Source organism: Sphingomonas sp. SORGH_AS_0438 (genome assembly GCF_031453475.1).
Classification (GTDB): domain Bacteria; phylum Pseudomonadota; class Alphaproteobacteria; order Sphingomonadales; family Sphingomonadaceae; genus Sphingomonas.
Window position 1 is genome coordinate 3,322,886 of sequence record NZ_JAVIZS010000001.1, and the last position, 23,234, is coordinate 3,346,119.

28 protein-coding genes are annotated in these 23,234 nt (G+C 68.0%); 15 read left to right on the forward strand and 13 right to left on the reverse strand.

Annotated elements, in window-relative coordinates; translation table 11 throughout:
* Positions 1-317: 317 nt before the first annotated feature.
* The 6 genes from QE452_RS15635 to QE452_RS15660 are packed head-to-tail and all read right to left on the reverse strand — an operon-like array spanning position 318 to position 5,980.
* On the reverse strand, positions 318-1,214 hold the full coding sequence (locus QE452_RS15635) for a ParB/RepB/Spo0J family partition protein (RefSeq protein WP_309659336.1): 897 nt from the start codon (positions 1,212-1,214) through the stop codon (positions 318-320).
* Positions 1,211-1,990: a ParA family protein gene (locus QE452_RS15640; protein WP_125994780.1), complete on the reverse strand. Its 780-nt coding sequence runs from the start codon at positions 1,988-1,990 to the stop codon at positions 1,211-1,213. The genes QE452_RS15635 and QE452_RS15640 overlap by 4 nt, the downstream gene beginning before the upstream one ends.
* Positions 1,987-2,595, reverse strand: a complete 609-nt coding sequence (gene rsmG / locus QE452_RS15645) for a 16S rRNA (guanine(527)-N(7))-methyltransferase RsmG (RefSeq protein ID WP_309659335.1) — start codon at positions 2,593-2,595, stop codon at positions 1,987-1,989. Before rsmG ends, QE452_RS15640 begins: the two co-directional genes overlap by 4 nt.
* Positions 2,592-4,427, reverse strand: coding sequence for a tRNA uridine-5-carboxymethylaminomethyl(34) synthesis enzyme MnmG (mnmG, locus tag QE452_RS15650; RefSeq protein WP_309659334.1), 1,836 nt, complete (start codon positions 4,425-4,427; stop codon positions 2,592-2,594). Before mnmG ends, rsmG begins: the two co-directional genes overlap by 4 nt.
* Positions 4,428-4,478: 51 nt before the next feature.
* Complete coding sequence (mnmE, locus tag QE452_RS15655; protein ID WP_309659333.1) at positions 4,479-5,750, reverse strand: tRNA uridine-5-carboxymethylaminomethyl(34) synthesis GTPase MnmE; 1,272 nt, start codon at positions 5,748-5,750, stop codon at positions 4,479-4,481.
* On the reverse strand, positions 5,747-5,980 hold the full coding sequence (locus QE452_RS15660) for a DUF6489 family protein (protein WP_125994776.1): 234 nt from the start codon (positions 5,978-5,980) through the stop codon (positions 5,747-5,749). Before QE452_RS15660 ends, mnmE begins: the two co-directional genes overlap by 4 nt.
* An 83-nt stretch (positions 5,981-6,063) precedes the next feature.
* Here QE452_RS15660 and QE452_RS15665 point away from each other — a divergent pair, with 83 nt between their 5' ends.
* The gene (locus tag QE452_RS15665; RefSeq protein WP_125994775.1) at positions 6,064-6,762 is read left to right on the forward strand and encodes a dienelactone hydrolase family protein; all 699 of its coding nucleotides are present in this window, start codon (positions 6,064-6,066) and stop codon (positions 6,760-6,762) included.
* Between the two features lie 101 nt (positions 6,763-6,863).
* Here the strand turns inward: QE452_RS15665 and QE452_RS15670 are convergent, their stop codons facing one another.
* From QE452_RS15670 to hemE, 4 genes are all read right to left on the reverse strand, one after another.
* Entirely contained in the window at positions 6,864-7,595 is a 732-nt protein-coding gene (locus QE452_RS15670; protein ID WP_405052774.1) for a YjbE family putative metal transport protein, read from the reverse strand.
* A 259-nt stretch (positions 7,596-7,854) separates the two neighbouring features.
* Positions 7,855-9,111, reverse strand: a complete 1,257-nt coding sequence (rho, locus tag QE452_RS15675) for a transcription termination factor Rho (protein WP_125994773.1) — start codon at positions 9,109-9,111, stop codon at positions 7,855-7,857.
* Between the two features lie 220 nt (positions 9,112-9,331).
* Positions 9,332-9,790: a CopD family protein gene (locus QE452_RS15680; RefSeq protein WP_309659332.1), complete on the reverse strand. Its 459-nt coding sequence runs from the start codon at positions 9,788-9,790 to the stop codon at positions 9,332-9,334.
* The gene (gene hemE / locus QE452_RS15685) at positions 9,787-10,806 is read right to left on the reverse strand and encodes a uroporphyrinogen decarboxylase (RefSeq protein ID WP_309730355.1); all 1,020 of its coding nucleotides are present in this window, start codon (positions 10,804-10,806) and stop codon (positions 9,787-9,789) included. Before hemE ends, QE452_RS15680 begins: the two co-directional genes overlap by 4 nt.
* A 336-nt stretch (positions 10,807-11,142) precedes the next feature.
* On the opposite strand from hemE, the gene QE452_RS15690 reads away from it, so the two are divergent.
* The 11 genes from QE452_RS15690 (at position 11,143) to QE452_RS15740 (ending at position 18,013) form a co-directional block, all read left to right on the forward strand.
* A complete protein-coding gene (locus QE452_RS15690; RefSeq protein ID WP_309659425.1) occupies positions 11,143-11,958 on the forward strand; it encodes a pyruvate, water dikinase regulatory protein in 816 nt (271 codons plus the stop codon).
* A gap of 50 nt (positions 11,959-12,008) precedes the next feature.
* The gene (locus QE452_RS15695; RefSeq protein ID WP_309659424.1) at positions 12,009-12,557 is read left to right on the forward strand and encodes a Maf family protein; all 549 of its coding nucleotides are present in this window, start codon (positions 12,009-12,011) and stop codon (positions 12,555-12,557) included.
* A complete protein-coding gene (locus QE452_RS15700) occupies positions 12,554-13,360 on the forward strand; it encodes a shikimate dehydrogenase (protein WP_309659331.1) in 807 nt (268 codons plus the stop codon). The genes QE452_RS15695 and QE452_RS15700 overlap by 4 nt, the downstream gene beginning before the upstream one ends.
* 5 nt (positions 13,361-13,365) lie before the next feature.
* Positions 13,366-13,959 (forward strand): dephospho-CoA kinase, encoded by a 594-nt coding sequence (gene coaE / locus QE452_RS15705; RefSeq protein WP_309659330.1) that lies wholly within the window; start codon positions 13,366-13,368, stop codon positions 13,957-13,959.
* 8 nt (positions 13,960-13,967) lie between these two features.
* Positions 13,968-14,663: a DNA polymerase III subunit epsilon gene (gene dnaQ / locus QE452_RS15710; RefSeq protein WP_309659329.1), complete on the forward strand. Its 696-nt coding sequence runs from the start codon at positions 13,968-13,970 to the stop codon at positions 14,661-14,663.
* Between the two features lie 59 nt (positions 14,664-14,722).
* A complete protein-coding gene (hpf, locus tag QE452_RS15715) occupies positions 14,723-15,340 on the forward strand; it encodes a ribosome hibernation-promoting factor, HPF/YfiA family (RefSeq protein ID WP_125994767.1) in 618 nt (205 codons plus the stop codon).
* Between the two features lie 59 nt (positions 15,341-15,399).
* Positions 15,400-15,867 (forward strand): PTS sugar transporter subunit IIA, encoded by a 468-nt coding sequence (locus tag QE452_RS15720; protein WP_309659328.1) that lies wholly within the window; start codon positions 15,400-15,402, stop codon positions 15,865-15,867.
* A 10-nt stretch (positions 15,868-15,877) separates the two neighbouring features.
* Positions 15,878-16,327 carry a PaaI family thioesterase gene (locus tag QE452_RS15725; RefSeq protein ID WP_309659423.1) on the forward strand — a complete coding sequence of 150 codons (450 nt, stop codon included), beginning with the start codon at positions 15,878-15,880 and terminating at the stop codon, positions 16,325-16,327.
* On the forward strand, positions 16,324-16,653 hold the full coding sequence (locus QE452_RS15730) for a DUF1491 family protein (RefSeq protein WP_309659327.1): 330 nt from the start codon (positions 16,324-16,326) through the stop codon (positions 16,651-16,653). Before QE452_RS15725 ends, QE452_RS15730 begins: the two co-directional genes overlap by 4 nt.
* Positions 16,654-16,808: 155 nt before the next feature.
* On the forward strand, positions 16,809-17,462 hold the full coding sequence (locus QE452_RS15735) for a cell wall hydrolase (protein ID WP_309659326.1): 654 nt from the start codon (positions 16,809-16,811) through the stop codon (positions 17,460-17,462).
* 56 nt (positions 17,463-17,518) lie between these two features.
* The gene (locus tag QE452_RS15740) at positions 17,519-18,013 is read left to right on the forward strand and encodes an MmcB family DNA repair protein (protein ID WP_309659325.1); all 495 of its coding nucleotides are present in this window, start codon (positions 17,519-17,521) and stop codon (positions 18,011-18,013) included.
* Positions 18,014-18,177: 164 nt separating this feature from the next.
* On the opposite strand, the gene QE452_RS15745 is transcribed toward QE452_RS15740, so the two are convergent.
* Positions 18,178-18,792, reverse strand: a complete 615-nt coding sequence (locus tag QE452_RS15745; protein WP_309659324.1) for an ankyrin repeat domain-containing protein — start codon at positions 18,790-18,792, stop codon at positions 18,178-18,180.
* An 86-nt stretch (positions 18,793-18,878) separates the two neighbouring features.
* Between QE452_RS15745 and QE452_RS15750 the strand changes: the two genes are divergently transcribed.
* Genes QE452_RS15750 through QE452_RS15760 form a run of 3 tightly spaced genes read left to right on the forward strand, consistent with a single transcriptional unit; the run spans position 18,879 to position 20,589 of the window.
* A complete protein-coding gene (locus tag QE452_RS15750) occupies positions 18,879-19,481 on the forward strand; it encodes an SCO family protein (protein WP_309659323.1) in 603 nt (200 codons plus the stop codon).
* Positions 19,478-19,912, forward strand: a complete 435-nt coding sequence (locus tag QE452_RS15755) for a YcgN family cysteine cluster protein (protein WP_309659322.1) — start codon at positions 19,478-19,480, stop codon at positions 19,910-19,912. Before QE452_RS15750 ends, QE452_RS15755 begins: the two co-directional genes overlap by 4 nt.
* Positions 19,909-20,589 carry a YgjP-like metallopeptidase domain-containing protein gene (locus QE452_RS15760; protein ID WP_309659321.1) on the forward strand — a complete coding sequence of 227 codons (681 nt, stop codon included), beginning with the start codon at positions 19,909-19,911 and terminating at the stop codon, positions 20,587-20,589. Before QE452_RS15755 ends, QE452_RS15760 begins: the two co-directional genes overlap by 4 nt.
* On the opposite strand, the gene QE452_RS15765 is transcribed toward QE452_RS15760, so the two are convergent.
* Both QE452_RS15765 and msrB read right to left on the reverse strand, forming a co-directional pair.
* A complete protein-coding gene (locus tag QE452_RS15765; RefSeq protein ID WP_405052775.1) occupies positions 20,562-22,742 on the reverse strand; it encodes a transglycosylase domain-containing protein in 2,181 nt (726 codons plus the stop codon). The two genes, QE452_RS15760 and QE452_RS15765, sit on opposite strands and share 28 nt — an antisense overlap.
* 79 nt (positions 22,743-22,821) lie before the next feature.
* Positions 22,822-23,220: a peptide-methionine (R)-S-oxide reductase MsrB gene (msrB, locus tag QE452_RS15770; RefSeq protein ID WP_125996152.1), complete on the reverse strand. Its 399-nt coding sequence runs from the start codon at positions 23,218-23,220 to the stop codon at positions 22,822-22,824.
* Between the last annotated feature and the right edge of the window lie 14 nt (positions 23,221-23,234).

Consider the following 23,234-nt stretch of genomic DNA (forward strand, 5'->3'; position numbering starts at 1 on the left):
GACCAAGCCTCTGCCGCCCTGGACCCGAGGTCCATCGCGACCCCCGCCGCCGCGAGATGATCGGCGAAGCCGTCATTCCAAACCTGTCGGCAGTTGGGGCCCCACCACAGCGCCATCGGCTCGGGCGCGGTCAGGATCAGCCGCAACACCGATTGCAGCGATCGCGGCCATCCGGCGAGCGGGCCCATATCGGTCTGACACCAGGAATGACGGCGAATCGCCTGCGCCATCTCACCGTCACCACCGAGCCAACAGGGTGGCGTGTCCGATCCGATATCGACTAGATCATCACCCCAAGCCGTGATGCTGCACACTGGTCAGATCCCTTCCCCGGTCAGGCGCTGGCAGAGCATGTCCAGCTGATCGAGCGTCGAATAGCTCAGGGTCAGCGTGCCGCCCTTGGGCCCGTGCGCGATCTGGACCGAAACGCCGAGCAGATCGGCCAGTTGCGTCTGCAGCGCGATGATGTCCGCGTCGGGCAAAGCCGGTGCGGTCTTTTCCGATGGTTCGGACTTGCGCGGCTTCTTGTCGCGGGTGAGCTTCTCGGTATCCCGGACCGACAGGCCGCGCACCACCACCTGCTCCGCCAGCCGCTCGACATCGGGGGCGCCGAGCAAGGCGCGGGCATGGCCCATCGTCAGCGTACCGTCGACGACCCTGGCTTGTACTTGGTCGGGCAGTTCGAGCAGTCGCAACAGATTGGCGACGTGGCTGCGCGACTTGTGAACGATCTTCGCCAGCGCATCCTGGGTATGACCATATTCGCCGGCCAGCCGCTGATAGGCCTGCGCCTCTTCGATGGCGTTCAGGTCCTGGCGCTGGATATTCTCGACAAGGGCGATCTCCATTGTTTCGAGATCGTCGAAATCGCGCACCACCACCGGCACTTCGTGCAGCCGAGCGCGCTGCGCCGCGCGCCACCGCCGCTCGCCGGCGACGATCTGGAACTGATGCCCGTGCGGCCGGACCACGATCGGCTGGATGACGCCGCGCGCCGCGATCGATGCGGCGAGCTCTTCCAGCAACGCATCGTCGAAGCGACGGCGTGGCTGTTGCGGATGCGGGGCCAAGGCGCTGATCGGCAGTGTCCGGATGCCGTTGTTCTTTTCGGACGCATCGTCCGAGACCGGCACCTCGCGGGCCATCTCACCCAGCAGGGCGTCGAGACCCCGGCCGAGGCCGGCGCGGGATCGGCGGGGGGACGCCTCGCTCATGCCGCGGCCGCCTTGCTCGGCAAGCGCACGATGATCTCGCGCGCCAGGGCGATATAGGCCTCCGAACCGGAACAGCGATGATCGTAGATGAGCGCCGGCAAGCCATGGCTCGGCGCTTCGGAAAGACGGACGTTACGCGGAATCACAGTATCGAACACCACCTTGCCCAACACGGCGCGCACATCGGCGGAGACCTGTTCGGTCAGCCGGTTGCGCCGATCATACATGGTGAGCGCTACACCCAGAATCGACAATCCCGGGTTAAAGCGCTGACGAATGCGCTCGACGGTCGTCAGCAATTGCGACAGCCCCTCCAGCGCAAAGAACTCGCATTGCAGCGGAACGAACAAGGTGTCCGACGCGACCATCGCGTTCATCGTCAACAGACCCAGCGAGGGCGGGCAGTCGATCAGCACGATGTCCCAGGGGGTCGTGCTGCGCCGCAAGGCTTCGTCCAGACGATGGGTCCGCGCATCCATCTCGACCAGTTCGATCTCGGCGCCCGAGAGATCGACGGTCGCGGGAACCAGATCGAGCCTCGGCACCTTCGTCGTCATGACGGCCTTGTCGAGCGTCATATTGCCGATCAGCACATCGTAGCTGGAATTGACCCGTTGGGAATGTCCCACCCCCAGACCGGTCGAGGCATTTCCCTGCGGATCGAGATCGATCAGCAGCACATGCTGCCCCGTCGCCGACAGGGCGGTGGCAAGGTTGATCGCACTGGTGGTCTTGCCCACCCCACCCTTCTGGTTGGCGACTGCAACAACGATCATCGCTTGGCTCCATCGGCTATCACGATCGACGAGTCCGCTGCGGTCAGGGATTGTTCCACGTGGAACGTCAGCCCATATCGCCGGTCGAGGCCGCGCAGTTCTTTCGGATCGACGGCGCCGCGAGGCAGCAACCATCGTGTCTCCGCTGTGGCGCAAGCCGCGGCCGACTGCAAAAGCTTTTCGATCGACGCCACCGCCCGGGCCGTAATGATGTGGGACGGTCGGGCGATCTGCTCCACCTTGGCGCACGCAATTTCGACATGGTCGAGCCTGAGCGCATCGGCACAGGCTTGCAGGAAATCGACCCGCCGCCGGCGCGGCTCGACCAGCAGGAAGCGGGCGTCGATCGCCATGGCCAGCACCAGTCCCGGGAAGCCGGCCCCCGTGCCGATATCGAGCCACTGCTCCGCCGGCGCTCCCGCGAGCAATCCGAGTTGCAGCGAGTCGACCAGATGCCGGCTCCACACGATCTCTAGCGTAGAGGGAGCGATCAGATTCTGGCGCTGCATTTCCTCCGCCAGCATCGTGACGAAGCGGGTCAGGCGGTCGACCGCCGGCGATCCGAAATGCGTATCGACCCAGGCCCGGGCATCATCTTCGGTCATGCGGCATACCGTTTGGCGTGAAGGAGAACGGCGGACAGCGCGGCCGGGGTGATCCCCCGTATCCGGGCGGCCGCGGCGAGTGAGATCGGCCGGCTGGCATCGAGCCGTGCGACCATTTCGTTGGAGAGACCGGCGATGGCGGCATAGTCGATATCAGCCGGCAAGGGGATGGCTTCCTCCGACCGGAGCGTCGCCACCTCCTGCGCCTGCCGTTCGAGATAGGGCGCGTAGCGGGCATCCTCCGCCACCTCCCGGATCACGGCCGGGTCGATACCGGCCAGGGCCTCGGGCTCGATCCGCTCGAGATCGATGCCGTCGAAGCGCAGCCATTCCCAGATGCTGCGGCGCGCGCCATCCTGGCTGACCCGTCCGCCCATGGCCTGGATATCGCTCGCGGTCAGCGACCGGTCGAGCCGCTGGCGCAGCGTCGCCCGTTGATCGTTGGTTCGCGCCTGATGGACCAGCCGCTCTGCCGATACGCAACCCGCCTGCTGCGCCACCGTCGCCAATCGGGTTTCGGCATTGTCGGCCCGCAGCGAGAGCCGGAACTCGGCGCGGGCGGTCAGCATCCGATATGGCTCGGTGACACCTTGCAGCACGAGGTCGTCGATCATCACGCCGATATAGCTCGACGCCCGGTCGAGAATGACGGGCGCGAGATCGCACGCATGGGCCGCCGCGTTGAGACCGGCGACCAGTCCCTGCCCCGCCGCCTCTTCATAGCCGGTCGTGCCGTTGATCTGGCCGGCGCAGAACAGGCCCTCGACCGACCGCACCGCCAGCGTCGGCGTCAGGGCGCGCGGGTCGATATGGTCATATTCGACGGCATAGCCCGGCACGGTGATGCGGGCATGTTCGAGACCGGCAATGGTGGCGATCATCGCATGCTGCGCCTCGGTCGACAGGCTGGTCGACAGGCCGTTGGGGTAGACGGTCGGGTCATCCAGACCCTCCGGTTCCAGGAAGATCTGGTGGCCGTCGCGGTCGCCGAAGCGATGGATCTTGTCCTCGATCGACGGGCAATAGCGTGGCCCCTGCCCCTCGATCGCCCCGGAATAGAGCGGCGACGAGTCGAGATGATCGCGGATCACCGCATGGGTCGCGCTGATCGTCCGGGTGATCGCGCAGGAAATTTGCGGCAGTTGCCGGCCGGGGGTGAGCGCCGACATCGTCCAGCCGAGGTCGTCGGACGGCTGCTCCGCCAGTCGCGCCCAGTCGATGGTGCGGCCATCGAGACGGGGGGGCGTGCCAGTCTTGAGCCGCGCCATCGGCAAGGCTAGGTCGCGGAAATGGTCGGCGAGCAACCCCGCGCTCCGCTCTTCGATCCGGCCGCCGGCATGCCGTTCGTCGCCGCGGAAGATGCGCCCCCCCAGGAAGGTGCCCGTCGCGATGACCAGCGCACGGGTGGCGATCCGCTCGCCGGTGGCCAGCGTCACGCCCTGCACCGCGCCCCCGGTCAAATCCAGACCGACCACTTCGCCGGCGAGGAAGGTTACCCCGCTCTCCGCCATCATCGCCTTCACCGCCGCCTGGTAGCGACGTCGGTCCGCTTGGATTCTCGGCCCCTGCACGGCCGCGCCCTTGCTGGCATTGAGCAGCCGATGGTGGATCGCAGCGGCATCGGCGGCCCGCGCCATCACCCCGTCAAAGGCGTCGACCTCGCGGACGATATGCCCCTTCCCCAATCCGCCGATCGAGGGGTTGCAGGACATGACGCCGATATTGTCGGTCGAGAAGCTGATCAGGGCGGTGGCGGCCCCACGACGGGCTGCGGCCGATGCGGCTTCGATCCCCGCATGGCCGGCACCGAGAACGATGACGTCGAACATCATTCGCCTGTAGCGATTATCCTTCGTCACGCCAAAGCTGTTCCACGTGGAACATCATTTTCCCAAGCAGAAACGTCGGAACAGCTGATCGAGCATGACCTCGGTCGCATCCACTCCGGTGATCGCCGCGAGCTTGGATCGTGCCAAACGCAGGTGTTCACCGATCAACAGGGGGTCGGCCGGCGCCTCGCAAAGGGCGGTCGCGGCGGCCCGGCAGAGCTCTCGATGCCGGGCCCGAAGCGGCAGCGCGTCGACCGGCGGCAGCAAGGTCGCGGCCCGTTCCTCCATGGCATTCCATAGCGCCATGATCGTCGCCGCATCGTCGCGACGGACGCCGAGCCGGCCGGCCGGCACTGCTTCCCGCCCGGTCAGGTCCGCCCGCGCATGGACATGCAGGGCAGCATCATGCGGGGACGGTTCGTCACTGACCCAAAGCACAATGTCCGCTTCTGCCACCGCAGCGCGTGCGCGGTCGACGCCGATCGCCTCGACCACGTCCTCCGTCTCGGTCAGGCCCGCCGTGTCGATCAGCAGATAGGCCCGGCCATGGCGGACGACCGGGGCTTCGATCCGGTCGCGCGTCGTGCCCGCGATCGGCGAAACGATCGCCGCATCCCGCCCGACCAGCAGATTGAGCAGGGTAGACTTGCCGGCATTGGGCGGGCCGGCAATGACCACCCGCAACCCGTCGCGCACGCGCTCGACCGGCGGGGCGGACGCCGCCTGATCGATCGTCGTCGCCAGCACCGCCATGGCCGACCGGATCGCTCCGGCATCGTTGGCGCCGGCATCCTCCTCATCGGCATAGTCGAGCATCACCTCGATCCGCGCCGACAGCATCGCCACCTCGGTCAGCCAACCCCGTACCGCCCGACTGATCGCCCCCTCCAGCGATCGCAGCGCGAGGGCGCGTTGCTGCTCGGTTTCCGCCTCCAGCAGGTCCGCCAGTCCCTCCGCTTCGCTGAGGTCGATGCGGCCATTGGCCAGCGCGCGTCGGGTGAACTCCCCCGGTTGCGCCAGTCGGCATCCGGGCACGGTGGCCAGCGCCGCCAGCACTGCAGCGACGACGGCACGACCACCATGGCAATGCAGCTCCACCAAATCCTCGCCGGTCGCGGTGGCGGGACCATCAAAGGCGATGACCAGCGCCCGGTCGAGCAAGCCACCGTCCCGCCCCCGGAGCGCACGCAAGGTCGCGCGGCGGAGCGTCTTCGGCATGGCGCCGAGCGCATGTGCGGCGTCGAAGGCGGAGGGGCCGCTGATCCGCACCACGGCGATCCCCGCCGGCGGTTGGCCCGACGACAGGGCGAAGATCGTGTCGATCATCCGGCCGACTTGCCCGTGCTCTCGATCATCCGTCGCCAGAAGGCCATGCCCGCCTCCCCCATCGGCGCCCAGTTGCGCATCATCGTCTCCATCGCCTCGGGGCGGAACTGCCCCTCCATCGCTTCGCGCAGCATCGCCAGATACTGGTCGTGCACCGGCGTCAGGTCGGGCAGGCCCATGGCGCGGCGCGCCTCTTCCGGCGTGCAGTCGATCTCGACCGTGATCTTCATGAGCGCTTCTCCTTGAGCCACCCTGGCTCCACCACCATAATCATGCGCGGAGCTTGCCCCATCCCGCAAGCAGAGGACCCCGCATGACCAGCATCAGCATAACGCCGCTCGACGGCACCGGTCGCTTCGACGCCTACCGCGCCGCGCCCACCGGAACCCCGCGCGCCGCCATCATCGTCATCCAGGAAATCTTCGGCGTGAATGCCGGCATCCGTCGCAAGTGCGATGCGCTGGCCGAGGCCGGCTATCTGGCGATCGCGCCCGACCTGTTCTGGCGGATGCAGCCGGGCATCGAGCTCGACCCGGACGTGCCCGAGCAGATGCAGGCGGCGCTCGACTGGATGGGCAAATTCGACCAGGACCAGGGCATCCGCGACATCGAAGCGACGATCCGCGTCGCCCGATCCGAACTGGGCGAGGCCGGCAAGGTCGGCGTGGTCGGCTATTGCCTGGGCGGACGCCTCGCCTTCATGGCGGCCGCGCGGACCGACAGCCAGGCGAGCGTCGGTTATTATGCGGTCGGCGTGGACGGGCTGCTCGGCGAGGCGGCGGCGATCGCGCATCCGGTGCTGTTGCACGTGCCGCAGGAGGATCACTTCGTCGACAAGGCCAGCCAGGCGCGGATGCACGAGGGGCTGGACGATCACCCCAAGGTGACGCTGATCGACTATCCCGGCGAGGATCACGGCTTCGCCACCGAGTTCGGGCAGCGCCGCTCGGACGAGTCCGCCAAGCGCGCCGATGCCGCGACCATGGCCTTTTTCGCCGACCATCTCGGCTGACGGCCAAAGGGTGGAGCCGGTGGTTCCACCCCCGACAATGAAACGGCCCGCCCTCCCCTATGGGACGGCGGGCCGTATGACTTTCGGGTGGTGACGGGCGATCAGCCGAACAGGCTGACCAACCCCAGCGTGTCGTCGGTGCCGACCCAGCCTTCATAGATCATGCGCACCGCGACGAAGAGGATCACCGCCAGGCCGATATAGGCGATCCAGCGGTAGCGATCGATGATCCGCGCGATGAAGTTCGCCGCCAGTCCCATCAGCGCCACCGACAGGATCAGCCCGACGACCAGGATGCCGGGATGCTCGCGCGCCGCGCCGGCGACGGCCAGGACATTGTCCAGGCTCATCGACACGTCGGCGACCGCGACCGCCCAGGCCGCCGCCGCGAAGCTGCGCGCGGATTTCACGCCGGACACCTCGTCCCCGGCCGCGCCGTCCGCATGATCGCCCCCGTTGCGGATCTCGCGCCAGAACTTCCAGCTCACCCAGAGCAGCAGCAGGCCGCCCGCGAAGATCAGCCCGACCACACCCATCAGCCAGGTGACGATCAGCGCGAACAGGATGCGCAGCACCAGTGCCGCGCCGATGCCGATCAGGATGACCTTGCGCCGGTCCGCCGCCGGCAGCCCCGCCGCCAGCGCGCCGACGACGATGGCATTGTCGCCCGCCAGCACCAGGTCGATCATCAGCACCGATCCGAAGGCGGCGAGCGCGGCAGGTTCGGTGATGTTGGAGAAGTCGGCGAGGATGTGCTGCCAGATTTCGGCCGGCGATCCCGGCCCGGCAGCTGCGGCACTGGCAGCCCCGGCAAGTAGAGTGAGGATGGACAAGGGTCGGCTCCCGGATGATGTCACCGCAACTCGTGGCCGCGGCGCTTGTATCCCCGTCCTACGCAGAAGCCGCCCACATACAAGAACGGCGCGGGGACCCGCCCCGCGCCGCGATACCGATGCCGTCATTGCGAGCCCGGCGAAGTCATCCGAAGTCCGGCGCGTCCCGCCCTGGATAGCGGTGCTTCGCTCGCAAGGACGAACCGACGGAAACCGGCGGCGCGCCACCTGCGTGACACGCGCCGCCCGGCTCCTGCCCTTACTGGTTCATGCTATCGAAGAAATCCTCGTTGGTCTTGGAGTTCTTCATCTTGTCGAGCAGGAACTCCATCGAGTCGATCGTGCCCATCTGCATGAGGATGCGGCGCAGCACCCACATCTTGGACAGCTTGTCCTTCTGGACCAGCAGCTCCTCCTTGCGGGTGCCCGACTTGCCCACGTCGAGCGCGGGGAAGATGCGCTTGTCCGCCACCTTGCGGTCGAGCACGATCTCGGAGTTGCCGGTGCCCTTGAACTCCTCGAAGATCACCTCGTCCATGCGGCTGCCCGTGTCGATCAGCGCGGTGGCGATGATCGAGAGCGAGCCGCCCTCCTCGATGTTGCGCGCCGCGCCGAAGAAGCGCTTCGGCCGCTGGAGCGCATTGGCGTCGACACCGCCGGTCAGCACCTTGCCCGACGACGGCACCACCGTGTTGTAGGCGCGGCCCAGGCGGGTGATCGAGTCGAGCAGGATCACCACGTCCTTCTTGTGCTCGACCAGCCGCTTCGCCTTCTCGATCACCATCTCGGCGACCTGGACGTGACGCTGCGCCGGCTCGTCGAAGGTGGAGGAGACGACCTCGCCCTTCACCGAACGCTGCATGTCGGTGACTTCCTCGGGGCGCTCGTCGATCAGCAGCACCAGCAGGAACACCTCGGGGTGATTGTCGGTGATCGCCTTGGCGATGTTCTGGAGCATCACCGTCTTGCCGACGCGCGGCGGCGCGACGATCAGCGTGCGCTGGCCCTTGCCCTGCGGCGACACGATGTCGATGACGCGCGCCGACTTGTCCTTCTGCGTCGGATCGGCCGGATCGAGCGTCAGCTTCTCTTCCGGGTAGAGCGGCGTGAGGTTGTCGAAGTTGACGCGGTGGCGGACCGCATCGGGATCGTCGAAATTGACCGAGATGAGGCGCGTGATCGCGAAATAGCGCTCGCCGTCCTTGGGCGCGCGGATCTCGCCCTCGACCGTATCGCCGGTGCGCAGGCCCCATTTGCGGACCTGGTTGGGTGAGACATAGATGTCGTCCGGCCCGGCGAGATAATTCGCCTCGGGCGAGCGCAGGAAGCCGAAGCCGTCCTGCAACACTTCGATCGTGCCCAGGCCCATGATCTGGTCGCCCTGCTCCGCCTGCTCCTTCAGGATGGCGAACAGCAGGTCCTGCTTGCGCAGGGTCGAGGCTCCCTCGACGCCGAGTTCCTCGGCCAATTGCACCAGCTCAGCCGGCGTCTTCTTCTTGAGATCTTTGAGATGCATGGAAAATTTCCAAATGCGACAGGTAGTTGGGGAGAAGCTCGGTCAGCGGCAGGACGCGGCGACATGAAGCTGGAGGGAGGAACGCGGAACGGCAGGACACCGCTCTACGCGCTGCAAGGACGTAAGCGGGCCGATGCCCCCCGTCAAGCGGGGTTTCGCGATGCGGATTCGCCCACCGACCCTGTGGATAAGTCGGTGGGCGAATGCGGGGATAAGCGGATCAGGGTCGGACGATCACCAGCACGACGATCAGCGACACGGCGAGCGCGGGCACCTCGTTCAACATCCGAAGGTGCCGGCCGGTGAGCGTCGGCTTTCCCGCCGCCAGCTTGCGCGCATAGCCGACCATCCAGCCGTGATAGCCCGAGAGCAGCAGCACCAGCGCCAGCTTGGCATGCAGCCAGCCCAGCCCCGGTACCCCGTCCGCCAGCCCCAGGTTGAGCGCCAGCGACAGCCCCAGCACCCAGGTGACGATCAGCGCGGGGGTCAGGATGATGTGGCGGATCTTGCCCTCGCGCTCGACCCATTGCGCCGCCTCCTCGGTACGGCCGGCGGCCAGCGCCTCCTGATGATAGACCAGATAGCGCGGCAGCATGAACAGCCCCGCCATCCAGAAGATCACGAAGATGATATGCGCCGCCTTCACCCAGTCATAGGCCGCGCCCAGCCATCCGGTCATCCCATCCTCCTGACACGAGCGATCAGTCGCTCGACATGAGCCACCGGCGTGTCGGGCAGGATGCCGTGGCCCAGATTGAACACATGCGGGCGATCCGCCAGCGCGGCGAGGATATCGTCCACCGCGCGGTCCAGTTCCACCCCTCCCGCGATCAGCGCGAGCGGGTCGAGATTGCCCTGGACCGGCATCCCCTCCGGCAGATTGGCATGCGCCCAGACCGGATCGACCGTCTCGTCCAAGCCCAGCGCGTCGACGCCGGTTTCGCGGGCATAGGCGGGCAATTTGCCGCCCGCCCCCTTGGGAAAGCCGATGACGACCAGGCCCGGCCGCAGCGTCTTCAGCCGCGCGACGATCGCGGCATTGGGGGCGATGACCCAGCGTTCGAACTGCGCCGGCGACAGGCTGCCCGCCCAACTGTCGAACAGCTGCACCGCCTCCACTCCGGCATCGGCCTGCGCCACCAGATAGGTCACGGTGCAGTCCATGATGGCATCGATGATCGCGGCGAAGGCCTGCGGGTCGTTATAGGCGAAGCGCCGGGTCTCGCCCTGGTCCTTCGATCCGGCGCCCGCGACCATATAGGTCGCCACGGTCCAGGGCGACCCTGCAAAGCCCAGGAAGGTCGTGTCGGCGGGCAGGGCGGCCGCGACCGCCTGCACGGTGGCATAGACCGGCTCCAGCCGCTCGGGGACGCGCTCCAGCGCCGACAGCGCGTGGTCGACCAGCGGCGGGGTCAGGCGTGGCCCCTCCCCCGCCCCGAACGTCAGCGCCTGGCCCAGCGCCCAGGGAACCATCAGGATGTCGGAGAAGAGGATCGCGCCGTCGAATCCGAACCGGCGGATCGGCTGGAGCGTGACTTCCGCCGCCGCGACGGGATCGGTCGCCAGCGCCAGGAAGCCGCCTTTCTCCGCCCGGAGTGCGCGATATTCCGGCAGATACCGGCCCGCCTGGCGCATGAGCCAGAGGGGCGGGATGGCATGACGCTCGCCGCGGAGCGTGGACAAGAGGCGTTTCACGGGTCGGTCCGGCCCTTCTATCTAAGAAGAATAAGAGTCTTAGGGATGATGAAGTCGTAGGCGCGTTGGCAGCGGGGATTAAGCGGCCATCCCCGAAATGCCAACAGATTGACCGATCCTGATTCGTCGATTCCCTCGCGATTCGATTCGATGTTCCACGTTATCCACAGGCTGTGGAATGAATCCGGAGGGTGTGGATGGCGCTGTGGATAAAAACGGAGTCGTCCACCGGTCGCGACGCGCTTCCCCGGTCGGACGGGTTGCGCTACCGCTTACCCCCATGTTGTCCACAGATCGGTCCCGCCGCCGCACCAACCTCCGGGAGGCGCGCGCATGATGACGCGGCTCCACCTCCACCTCCTGTCGGATTCGACCGGCGAGACGCTGGAAAACATCGCCAAGGCGGCGCTGGCGCAATATGACGATGTCGAAACGGTGCGACATTTCTGGCCGATGGTCCGCACCGAGGCGCATCTGGAGCGCATCCTCCAGGAGATCGCGCAGAATCCGGGGCTGGTCGTGTTCACCCTGGTCAATCCGTCCACCCGCCGCATCCTGGAGTCGCGTTGCGCCGCGCTCGGCCTGCCGGCGGTCGCGCCGCTCGACCCGGTCAACGACGCGCTGTCGGCGATGCTGGGGCAACAGGCCAAGGCGCGCCCCGGCCGCCAGCACGTGCTGGACGCCGCCTATTTCGCGCGCGTCGATGCGATCCAGTGGACCATCGCGCATGACGACGGCATCGCCTGGGAAGAATGGGAGGAAGCGGATATCGTGCTGGCGGGGGTCAGCCGCTCGTCCAAGACGCCGACCTCCATCTATCTCGCCAATCGCGGCTACAAGACCGCCAATATCCCGATCGTGGTCGAAAGCCCGCCGCCGGCCGCGCTCTATTCGCTGCGCAACCCGTTGGTCGTCGGCCTGACCACCAGCGCCGACCGGTTGATCCAGATCCGCCGCAACCGGCTGTTGTCGCTCAACCAGATGCCCGACACCGCCTATGTCGAGGAGGAATCGGTGCTCAAGGAGATCGCCTTCGCCCGCCGGCTGTTCGCCGATAATGGCTGGCCGGTGATCGACGTCACCCGCCGCTCGATCGAGGAGACCGCCGCCGCGGTCGTCTCGCTCGTCAACCAGCGCAAGGCCGATTCATGAGCGACGCCCCCACCCTGATCCTGGCATCGCAGAGCGCTTCGCGCCGCGCGATGCTGACCGATGCGGGCGTGCCCTTCACGCCGATGGCGGCGATGGTCGACGAGGAGTCGGCGAAACAGGCGCTCGCCGACCTGTCGCCGCGCGACCTGGCCGATGCGCTCGCCGAACTGAAGGCGGTGAAGATCGCGACCCAGGTACCCGGCGCCCTGGTGCTGGGATCGGATTCGCTGGTGGCGCTCGCCGACGGCACCCGGCTCGACAAGCCGGTCGACCGCGACGACGCCGCGCGCCACCTGCGCGCCATGTCGGGGGGCATCCACGACCTGTGGAGCGCGGCGGTAATCGCGGAGAATGGCCGCGCGGTCTGGCGGCAGGTCGATCGCGCCCGCCTCCATGTCCGGCCGCTCAGCGACGCGTTCATCGACCGCTATCTGGACGCCGAATGGCCGGCGATCGCCGGTTGCGTCGGCTGTTTCCGGGTCGAGGGCCCCGGCGTCCAGCTGTTCAACCGGGTCGAGGGCAGCCATTTCACCATATTGGGCATGCCGCTGCTGCCGGTGCTGGCCTATCTGCGCGAACGAAAGGTGATGCCGGCATGATCTACGCCGAGGTGATCGGGGACCCGATCGGGCACAGCAAGTCGCCGATGATCCACCGCCACTGGCTGGGCCAGCTCGGCCTGGACGCGGATTATCGCGCCACCCGGGTCGCGCCCGACGATCTGGGCGCCTTCCTGCGCGACCGGGCGGACGATCCCGAGTGGCGCGGCTGCAACGTCACCGTGCCGCATAAGGTCGCCGCGCTCGACCATGTCGCCGATCCGGGCGGGGTGCGCCAGTCGATCGGCGCGATCAACACCGTCTTCCGTACCGAGGACGGCACGCTGGCTGGCACCAATACCGATGCCGCCGGCTTCTGGTCGCCGATCGCCGAACTCGACCTGGCAGGCCAGCCGGTGACGGTGATCGGCGCGGGCGGCGCGGCGCGCGCGATCCTCTGGGCGCTGTCGCGCGTCGGGGTCGGGCCGGTGACGGTGATGAACCGCAACGTGCTGAAGGCAGCGGCGCTGCTCAGCCAGTTCGGCCTGAAGGGCCAGGCGCTGCCGCTCGGGCCGGCCGTGCCCCCCGCCGCGCTGACGGTCAACGCCTCCAGCCTGGGCATGACCGGCCAGCCGCCGCTGGTGCTCGACTTGTCGGCGCTGCCCGAGGACGCGATCGTCTACGACATCGTCTATGCGCCGCTGGAGACGGACCTACTCGCCGCCGCGCGGGCGCGTGGGCTGGAGACGGTCGACGGACTGGACATGCTGGTGGCGCAGGCGGCGGTGGCGTTCGAGATCCTGTTCGGCCAGGCCCCGCCCCGCGACCGGGACGAGGATCTGCGCGCCGCCCTGACTGCCTGATCCCCATGCGGACGCTGGGCCTGACCGGATCGATCGGCATGGGCAAGTCGACGGTCGCGGCGATGTTCGTCGACGCGGGCGTGCCGGTGTTCGACGCCGATGCGACCGTCCACCGCCTGCAGGGGCCGGGCGGACGGCTGGTGCCGGCGATCGAATCGGCCTTTCCCGGCACGACGGGCGCGCAGGGCGTCGACCGTCCTGCCCTGTCGGCGGCGGTGATGGGCGATTCGGCGGCGTTCGGGCGGCTGGAGGCGATCGTCCACCCCGCCGTGGCGGAGGAACGCGCCGCCTTTCTCGCCGATCATGCCGGCACGCCGCTGGTCGTGTTCGACATCCCGCTGCTGTTCGAGACCGGCGGCGATGCGCGGGTCGACCGCGTCGCGGTCGTCTCCGCGCCGGAAGAAATCCAGCGCCAGCGGGTACTTGCCCGGCCGGGCATGACCGAGGCCAAGTTCGCGGCGATCCTGGCGCGGCAGATGCCCGATGCCGAGAAGCGCGCCCGCGCCGACTATCTCATCCCGACCGGCGGCGGACTGGACGAAACCCGCGACCATGTCCGGCGGGTGATCGCTTGCATGGCGTCTCGCGAAGGCCGATAACCTCCGGGATGCGAGAGATCGTCTTCGACACGGAAACGACCGGGTTCAAATTCTCCGAGGGCGACCGGCTGGTCGAGATCGGCTGCGTCGAACTGGTTAATCGCGTGGAAACCGGCCGGACCTTCCACGCCTATTACAATCCCGAGCGCGCCATGCCGGCCGAGGCGCAGGCGGTGCACGGCCTGTCCGACGCCTTCCTGTCCGACAAGCCGGTGTTCGCGGCCGGAGTGGCCGATTTCCTCGACTTCATCGGCGACGCGCCGCTGATCGCGCATAATGCCAGCTTCGATTTCGGCTTCATCAATGGCGAGCTGGGCCAGTGCGGCTTTCCGCCGGTCTGCCACCGGACGCGGATGATCGATACGCTGGCGATCTCGCGCCAGAAGCATCCGGGCGCCAAGCATACGCTGGACGCGCTCTGCTCGCGCTACGGCATCGACCGGTCGCACCGCGTGCTGCACGGCGCCTTGCTCGACGCGCAGCTGCTGGCGCAGGTCTATGTCGAGCTGATGGGCGGGCGGCAGATCGGCCTGGGGCTGAGCCTGGAGCCGCAAGCCGCCGATTCCGGCCCGGCCTTGACCGCCGCCCCCCGCCGCCAGCGACCGGCGCGCGTTTTCGCGGCGAGCGAGGGAGAGATTGCCGCCCATGCCGCGTTCATGAAGGGGATCAGCGATCCGATTTGGGGGACCGTGGCGTCCGGTTGACGCCGTTCCGGCAAGGCCAACAGGACCGCCGGCCTAGACGAAACATAGGAGTTGCGAGAATGGATATCCGGATTTCAGGTCATCAGGTCGAAACGGGCGATGCGCTGAAGGCCCATGTCGCCGACCGACTCCAGGGTATCGCCAGCAAATATTTCGAACGGGCCATCTCCGCGGAGGTCACGTTCGGCAAGGGTCCGCACGACGTCGGATTCAAATGCGATATCGTCGCGCACATCATGCGCGGCCTGATCCTCAAGGGCCGGCACGAGGCGCAGGATGCGCATCGCGCCTTCGACGCGGCGGCCGAGAAGATCGAGAAGCAGCTGCGCCGCTACATGCGCCGCCTGAAGGATCGCAACGCCGCCCAGGCGATCGAGATCGAGCAGGCCAATGGCTATGACAACGCCAATTACACGCTCTTCGCCGAGACGGTGGAGGATGACGAGGCGGGCGATGCGCCGCTGATCGTCGCCGAGACGCGCGTCGACGTGCCGGATGCCAGCGTGTCGGATGCGGTGATGATGCTCGACCTGCGCAACACCGCCGCGCTGCTGTTCAAGAATTCGGGCACCGGCGCGTTCAACATGGTCTATCGCCGCGGCGACGGCACGATCGGCTGGGTCGAGCCCCAGGCCGACCAGCTCCAGGCGACGCCGGCCCAGCCCCAGGCGGCCTGACCCCTTGCCACCCCCGCGTCGTTCGTTAAGGCGGCGCGGGGCTTTTCCAGAGTGGCACAATGACTGACTTAAGCGATGTGGTCCGCCCGGAGGCCGTGCAGACCGGGTGGAACGTCGCCAACAAGAAGATTCTGTTCCAGCAGATCGGGCAACTCGCCGCTACCCAGGGGATCGGCGACGCGCGCCCGGTCGCGGAGCGTCTGGCCGATCGCGAGCGGCTGGGTTCGACCGGCTTTGGCGGCGGGGTCGCCATTCCCCATGCCAAGCTGGAGGGATTGACCGCACCGACCGGCCTGTTCGTGCGGCTGGCCCAGCCGATCGAGTTCCAGGCGGTGGACGACCTGCCGGTCGACCTGGTCTTCGCCCTGTTGTCGCCGGTCGATGCCGGGCAGGAGCATCTGAAGGCGCTGGCGCGGATTTCGCGCCGGCTGCGCGATCGGCCCTTTGTCGACAAGCTGCGCGGCGCGGGGTCGCCCGATGCACTCTACGCGCTGTTCACCACGCCGGACCCGCGCCGTGCCGCCTGAGGTCGCGGGCATGGCGGCGGGCGAGGCCGCGCATTTCCGCGCGCTGGAGTCGCTCTACGCCCATGCGCCGATCAATCGCTTCTTCGAATCCACCCTGGAGATCGCGGAGGCGGGCGTCGCGCGAATCCGCTTCACGCTCGACGAGCGGCATTTCCACGCCGGCGGCGCGGCGCATGGCACCAGCTATTTCAAGATGCTGGACGATGCCGCCTTCTACGCCTGCAACAGCCTGGTCAGCGATCGTTTCCTGCTGACCACCGCGTTCAACCTGTTGCTGACCAAGCCGCTCAAAGCCGGTCCCGTGGTCGCGGAGGGCCGCTGGGTCAGCGGCAAGCGCCGGGTCTTCGTCGGCGAGGCGCGGCTGATCGATGCCGAGGGCGAGGAGGCGGCGCGCGGCACCGGCACCTTCATGCGTTCGCGCATCGCGCTCGCCGGCCTGCCCGGCTATGCGGCGTCGTGACCGACGATCGGCTGCCCACGCACCTGCTGGTCGGCGCGATGCTGCGCCGGGCGAACGACCAGGGCGGCATGGGCATGGTGCTGGCCAAGGGCGATGCGCAGGGCGGCGGCATCCTGATCGTCGCGGTCGAGCCGGGCGGGCAGGAAGCGCTGTTCGAAAGAGCATTCGATCTCGATGGTAAATCCATTTTAAGAAATGTGACACCCAACGACGATCCGACCGGCTATTGGCGGCGGCGGCGCGAGCGGGACCGCGACCTGTGGGTGATCGAACTCACCGTCGCAGGGGGCGAACGGTTCATCGCCGAAACGATCGCGTCGAATTGACTCGGAACCGTAACACGGCGACAGGGCCATCGTTCTAATACGCGTTGTGCCGCGTCTGGGTGCGATCCAGGTCGGTGACGCAGTCGGGGGGTAGCCCGGACGATCGCTGCATAAGCGATCGGGTCCGTGAACCAACCGCATGTCGAATTGATTGAATGTCGTTTTTGTCTCGGGTCGTGACTGCCGCGACCTTTGCTCTTTCCCTGGCCGGGGCTCTTGCCAGCTCACCCGGTTGGGCCACCGGTACGGACCAGGGCCTGGTCACGACTCCGGCGCTCCAGACGTTGAACACGCTGGCCCCCCAGATGGTTCCTGCGGTCGAGCCCGTCGCTCCCGCCCCCACCGTCACCCCCGCCTCGGTTCCGATGGTCCAGCCGGTCCCGACCGAGGAACCCGAATTCGAGACGCTCGACGCCGCGGTCGCCGCCCAGGCCAGCGAAGCCAAGGACGAGGCGACCCGCTGCCTCGCCGGCGCGATCTATTTCGAGGCCAAGGGCGAGCCGCTCGCCGGCCAGCTCGCCGTCGCCGAGGTCATCCTGAACCGCGCCAAGTCGGGCCGTTATCCCCCCGATGTGTGCAGCGTCATCACCCAGCGCGGCCAATTCTCCTTCGTGCGTGGCGGCAAGATCCCCGAGATCGACACCGACCGTCGCTCCTACCGCACCGCCGTGGCGGTCGCCCGCGTCGCGCTGAACGACATGTGGGACAGCAACGCGTCGGACGCGATGTTCTTCAACGCCACCCATCGCCGCCCGTCGGGCGGGGCGATCAAGGTCGCGTCGATCGGCAACCACGTCTTCTATCGCTAAGCTTCGTACGGCGTTCGGACTTGCTCCGTTCGCCGGATGTTCCTAAAGTCGACGTCATGCTCGACGTCGCACCCGCCTCGTGCCACGATCCCCTGGATTCGACGCTCTGTGCCGCTGACGTGGCGCGGGGCGTCGTGCGCATGTTGCTGCGGCACGATCTGGTCGCCATGGCGGAGGTGCCGCTCGACGGCGGTCGCCGCGCCGACCTGATGGCGATCGATGCCAAGGGGCGGATCGTCATCGTCGAGATCAAGACCAGCCGCGCCGACCTGCTCGGCGATGGCAAATGGCCTGACTATCTGGATCATTGCGACCGCTATTTCTGGGCGGTGCCGGCCGGTTTCGACACCGGGCCGCTCGACGGCGCGGCCTTCCTGCCGGAACGGACCGGGGTGATCGTCGCCGACCGCTATGACGCGGCGATCGTGCGCGAGGCGCATACCACTCCCCTGCCCGCCCATGTCCGCAAGCGCTGCACCCTGGCCTTCGCCCGCCGCGCGGCGCGACGGCTGACGCATCTGGTCGATCCGGACAGCGCCTCGCTGGGGTGACCCGGAGCGCGATGACGTCAACCTATGATCGTCATTGCGAGCACAGCGAAGCCATCCACGGCCGCGCGTGACGTTCTGGATGGCGTCGCGACTCTCGTCATGACGGCTTGGCTTCAAGCCGCCATGACGATGGTGGTGCCAATCGATGCCGGCCGGTCAGGCCATCAGAATTTCGGGCCCGCCACCGCCGGCCGCGTCTTTTTCGGCGTCTCGGCGAACAGCTTGGCGATAGCGGTGCTGCGCGTGTCCTGATTGGCATAGTCGCGGGCCGACAGGCCGGCCATCATATCGGCTTGGTCGGGATCGGCCTTGGCGGCGAGGAGCAGGCGGACCATGTCGATGCTGCGGCCCTGCACCGCCAGGATCAGCGGCGTGACGCCCGACTGGTTGCCGAGATTGGGATTGGCTTTGGCGGCGGTCAGGATCGGGATCATATCGCGCTGGCCGGTCTGCACCGCCAGCACCAGCGGCGTATTGCCCTGCCCGTCGCGCAGGTTCGGGTCCGCGCCCTTTTGCAGCAGATACCGGAGATAGGTCTCGTCGCCGCGCTTGATGACGATGTGCAGCGCGCCCTCGCCGGTGCTGATGTCGCGCGCGTTGACGATGCTGCTGCCCGGCCGGTCGAGCATGGCGATCACGTCATTGCCCTTGGCTTCGCGGACGGCATTGAGAAACTTGTAGCTTTCCGACTGTTGCTGGGCGCGGGCGGGGGTGGCGACCGGCATGGCGGCACAAGCCAGCGCGGCGAGCGCGACGGAAAGGAGGGAAGGGCGCGTCATGGCAGGATCCTTGGCCGAAACGGGGCGGATGCGACTCCGCTCCCTGCTTGCGCGGGCCGGGTTATCAGATCAAGGGTGGTGGCACCATGAACAGGCGCTCCCTCGCGATACTCGCGTTCGGCCTGGCGCTGGCCGGCTGCCAGTCCCCGGCCTCCTCCACCTCATCCTCCGCCGAAGCGCCGCCGCTGGCCGGCGCGGCGATCGGCGGTCCCTTCGCGCTCACCGATGCCAAGGGGCGTATTGTCACCGACCGCAGCTTCGCCGGGCAATGGCGGATCATGTATTTCGGCTACAGCTTCTGTCCCGATGTCTGCCCCACCGATGCGCAGGCGATCGGCGCGGGACTGCGCCGCTTCGCCGAGCGTGATCCCTACCGGGCCGCACGGGTGGTGCCGATCTTCGTCACCATCGATCCGGCGCGCGACACGCCGGCGGTGCTCGGCCGCTTCGTCGCCGCCTTCCACCCGCGCATGGTCGGGCTGACCGGCAGCGCGGACGCGGTGGTGCGGGCGGAAAAGGCCTTCGCCGTCTATGCCAAGCGCGGCGAGACCACGGCCGGCGGCGGCTATATGATGGATCACAGCCGCCAGGCCTATCTGATGGACCCCGACAACAAGCCCGTGGCGCTGATCCCCGCCGACGAGGGGCCGACCGCCGTCGCCGACGCGCTGGCGCGGTGGGTCAAGTGAGCGGCCGCTTCTGGGAGCGTCCGATCGAGACGCTGGACCGCGCCGAATGGGAGGCCCTGTGCGACGGCTGCGGCAAATGCTGCATCCACAAGCTGGAGGATGAGGAGACGGGGGAGGTGTTGCCGACCAACGTCGCCTGCCGCCTGCTCGACCGGCGTACCGGCTTCTGCTCGGACTATAAGCATCGCCATGCCTATGTGCCCGAATGCGTGCGGCTGACGATGCGCAACGTCCGCTCGATCGACTGGCTGCCCTCGACCTGCGCCTATCGTCTGCGCGCGGCGGGCGAGCCGCTGCCGGACTGGCATTATCTGGTGTCGGGCGACCGCGAGTCGGTCCATGCCGCGCGCCAGTCGGTGCGCGGCTGGACGGTCAGCGAGGATGATGTCGGGGATATGGAGGACCATATCGTCGTCGATCGCGAGCTGTGACGATCGAGGGGCTGGAGGTGGTGCGCAACCCGCGCGCCCGCCGGCTGAAGCTGACGCTGGACCGGGTCAGCGGCCGGGCGCGACTGGTGCTGCCGGCCCGGGCGGCGTTGAAGCCGGCGCTCGCCTGGGCGGGGGCGCAATCGGCGTGGCTGGCCGAACAGCGGGCCCGCCTGCCACGGGTCCAACCCTTCGCGATCGGACTGGTGCTGACGATCGACGACCGACCGGTGACGATCGTGCGCGGCGAGGGGGCACGGCGGACGCTGGCGTTCGACGGCGCGACGCTGTCGGTCGCCGGGCCGATCGAGACGCTGTCCCGCCGCGTCGAGGCCTGGCTGAAGCGCCGCGCGCTCGACCTGCTGACCGAGGAGACGGCCTATTATGCCGCCCGGGCCGGCGTCTCCGTCACGCGCGTGGCGGTCGGCGATCCGCGCGGTCGCTGGGGCAGCTGCGCGTCGGACGGGGCGATCCGCTATAGCTGGCGGCTGATCCTGGCGCCGCGCTTCGTCCGCCGCGCCACCGTCGCGCATGAGGTCGCGCACCGCGTCCATATGGACCACAGCCCCGCCTTCCACGCGCTGGTCGCTACACTCTATGGCGAGGACCCGACCCCGGCGCGGCATTGGCTGCGCGCGCACGGGGCATCGCTTCACGGATTCGGCCGCTCGCCAGTATAGCGGTCCGGCGGCGGCGACTCGATCGGCGCGCGCGGCTGGGGCCGGGGTTGCGGCTGGCGCGGCTGGGTCTGGGCGGGGGTCGCCGGCTCGCGACCGCCGGTCACGCGGTCGATCAGATCGTCGAGCTGCTGCTGCGGCGAGGGCTGGGCCGGGGGCGCGGCCGGAGGCGCCGGCTCCGCCGGTACCGCGCCGCCCGGACCCTGGACCGGCGCATCGGCGGGCGGGGCGGCCGGCTGGCCGACCGGATTGCCGTTCTCGTCGACATAGACGCCATTGTCCGGCTGGCCGTAATAGCTCTCCTCATCGGGTTCGAGCTGCCATTCGGGCAGGGTCACCTGCGTGTCGAACTGTTCGATCGGCCGGCTGGCGACGGCGGGGCGCATAAAGGCGGCGAAGGCGCGGGCGGGCGCGGTGCCGCCATGCAGGCCGGCGACCGGCTTGGCATCGTCGCGGCCCATCCACACGCCCGTCGTCAGGCCCGAGGAGAAGCCCAGGAACCACCCGTCCTTCTGCGAGGTGGTGGTGCCGGTCTTGCCCGCGACCGGCCGGCCGATCTGCGCCTGGCGGCCGGTGCCGGTATTGACCGCGGTCTGGAGCAGGTCGGTCATTTCGGCGGCGACATAGGGCGCGACCAGCACATGGCTGCGATCCACCTCATGCGTGTAGATCGTCTCGCCGTTCGCGGTCACCTTGGTGATGCCATAGGGGGTGACGGCCACCCCCTTCGACGCGACGCTGGCGAAGGCGCGGGTCATGTCGATCAGCCGCACGTCCGACGTGCCCAGTACCATCGAGGGATGGGTGTTGACCGGCGTGCTGATGCCGAACCGCTTCGCCATGTCGGCGATGGTGGTGAAGCCGACCTCCTGGCCCAGCTTCGCCGCCACCGTGTTGAGCGAATAGGCGAAGGCGGTGCGCAGCGTCACCGTGCCGCTGAAATGCCGACTGTCGTTGCGCGGGCTCCAGCCGTCGATCGTCACCGGTCCGTCGACGATCGTGTCGTCGGGCTTGTGACCGGCCTCCAGCGCGGCGAGATAGACGAACAGTTTGAAGGCGGAGCCGGGCTGGCGCACCGCCTGGGTCGCGCGATTGTAGATGGAGGTGACATAGTCGGTGCCGCCGACCATCGCGCGCACCGCGCCGTCGCGGTCCAGGCTGACCAGCGCGCCCTGCGCCCCCTTGGGCACATTGGCGCGTACCGCCGTGTCCGCCTCGCGCTGCATCGCGGGGTCCAGCGTGGTCCATACCTCCAGCGGCGCCTGCGTCTCGTCGATCAGCGTGTCGAGCTGCGGCAGCGCCCAGTCGGTGAAATAGCGCGCGCTGTTCTGCGCGGGGGCGGGGGCAAGCTTCAGCCCGTCCGGGTCGGCAGCATCGGCCTGGCCCTGGGTGATATAGCCGTTGCGGACCATCTGCTCGATCACCACGCCCGCGCGGCCGACGGCGGCGGCGGCATCGGCGGTGGGGGAATAGTTGGACGGCGCCTTGACCAGGCCGGCGATCACCGCCGCCTCCGCCAGGCTCAGATGCTGCGCGCCATGGCCGAAGAACTTGCGGCTGGCCGCGTCGATGCCATAGGCGCCGCCGCCATAATAGACCTTGTTGAGATAGAGTTCGAGGATCTGGTTCTTGGAGAACTTCGACTCCATCGCCAGCGCCAGGATCGCCTCGCGGAACTTGCGCCCGAACTTCTTCTGGTTGTTCAGGAAGATGGTGCGGGTGATCTGCTGGGTGATGGTCGAGCCACCCTGTCGCCAGCGCCCCTTTTCCAGGCGCACCTCGATCGAGCGGGCGATGCCGATCGGGTCGACGCCGGGATGCTCGCGGAAACGGCGATCCTCGACCGCGATGGTCGCGTCGCGCATCACCTGCGGGATGTCCGCATAGGGCAGCCATTCACCGTAGCTCGGCCCCAACGACACCAGGATCGACCCGTCCGAGGCATGGACGCGGATCATCTGGCCGTTGGGCGAGGATTTCAGCTCGTCGAAGCTCGGCAGCTGCGCTCGTGCGACATAGACCGCGATGGCCAGGGCGCCGAGCGCCAGCACCATGAGCGCCACCAGCAGCTTCAGCGCGAGGAAGAAACGACGACGCCAGGGGGAGCGGGGAGGCGGTCGGCGGGGCGAGCGGGGGGCGGTACGCTGTGTAGCCATGGGCGGCCGTGCGGATACGCCTTAACGATGATCGCGACAAGGGGAGAGGGGCCCGGTCCCCGCTCCCCCGCCCTGATCCTCAGTCCTCGCGCGGGCGGAAGTCGAGCGCGATCGAGTTCATGCAATAGCGCAGGCCGGTCGGCGGCGGGCCGTCCGGGAAGACATGGCCGAGATGGCCGTCGCACCGCGCGCACCGCGTCTCGACGCGCACCATGCCATGGCTGCGGTCGGCGTGATCGGTCACGCTTTCCGGCGCCATCGGCTGGGTGAAGCTGGGCCAGCCCGAGCCGCTGTCATATTTGTCGGCGCTGTCGAACAACGGGTTCTCGCAACCGGCGCAATGATAGACGCCGTCCGCCTTGTTGCCGTTGAGCGCACCGGCAAAGGCACGCTCGGTGCCCGCCTCGCGCAGCACATGATATTGTTCCGGGGTCAGCCGCTGGCGCCACTCGGCTTCGGTTAAGGTCAGGTGATCCATGACGAATATGTCGG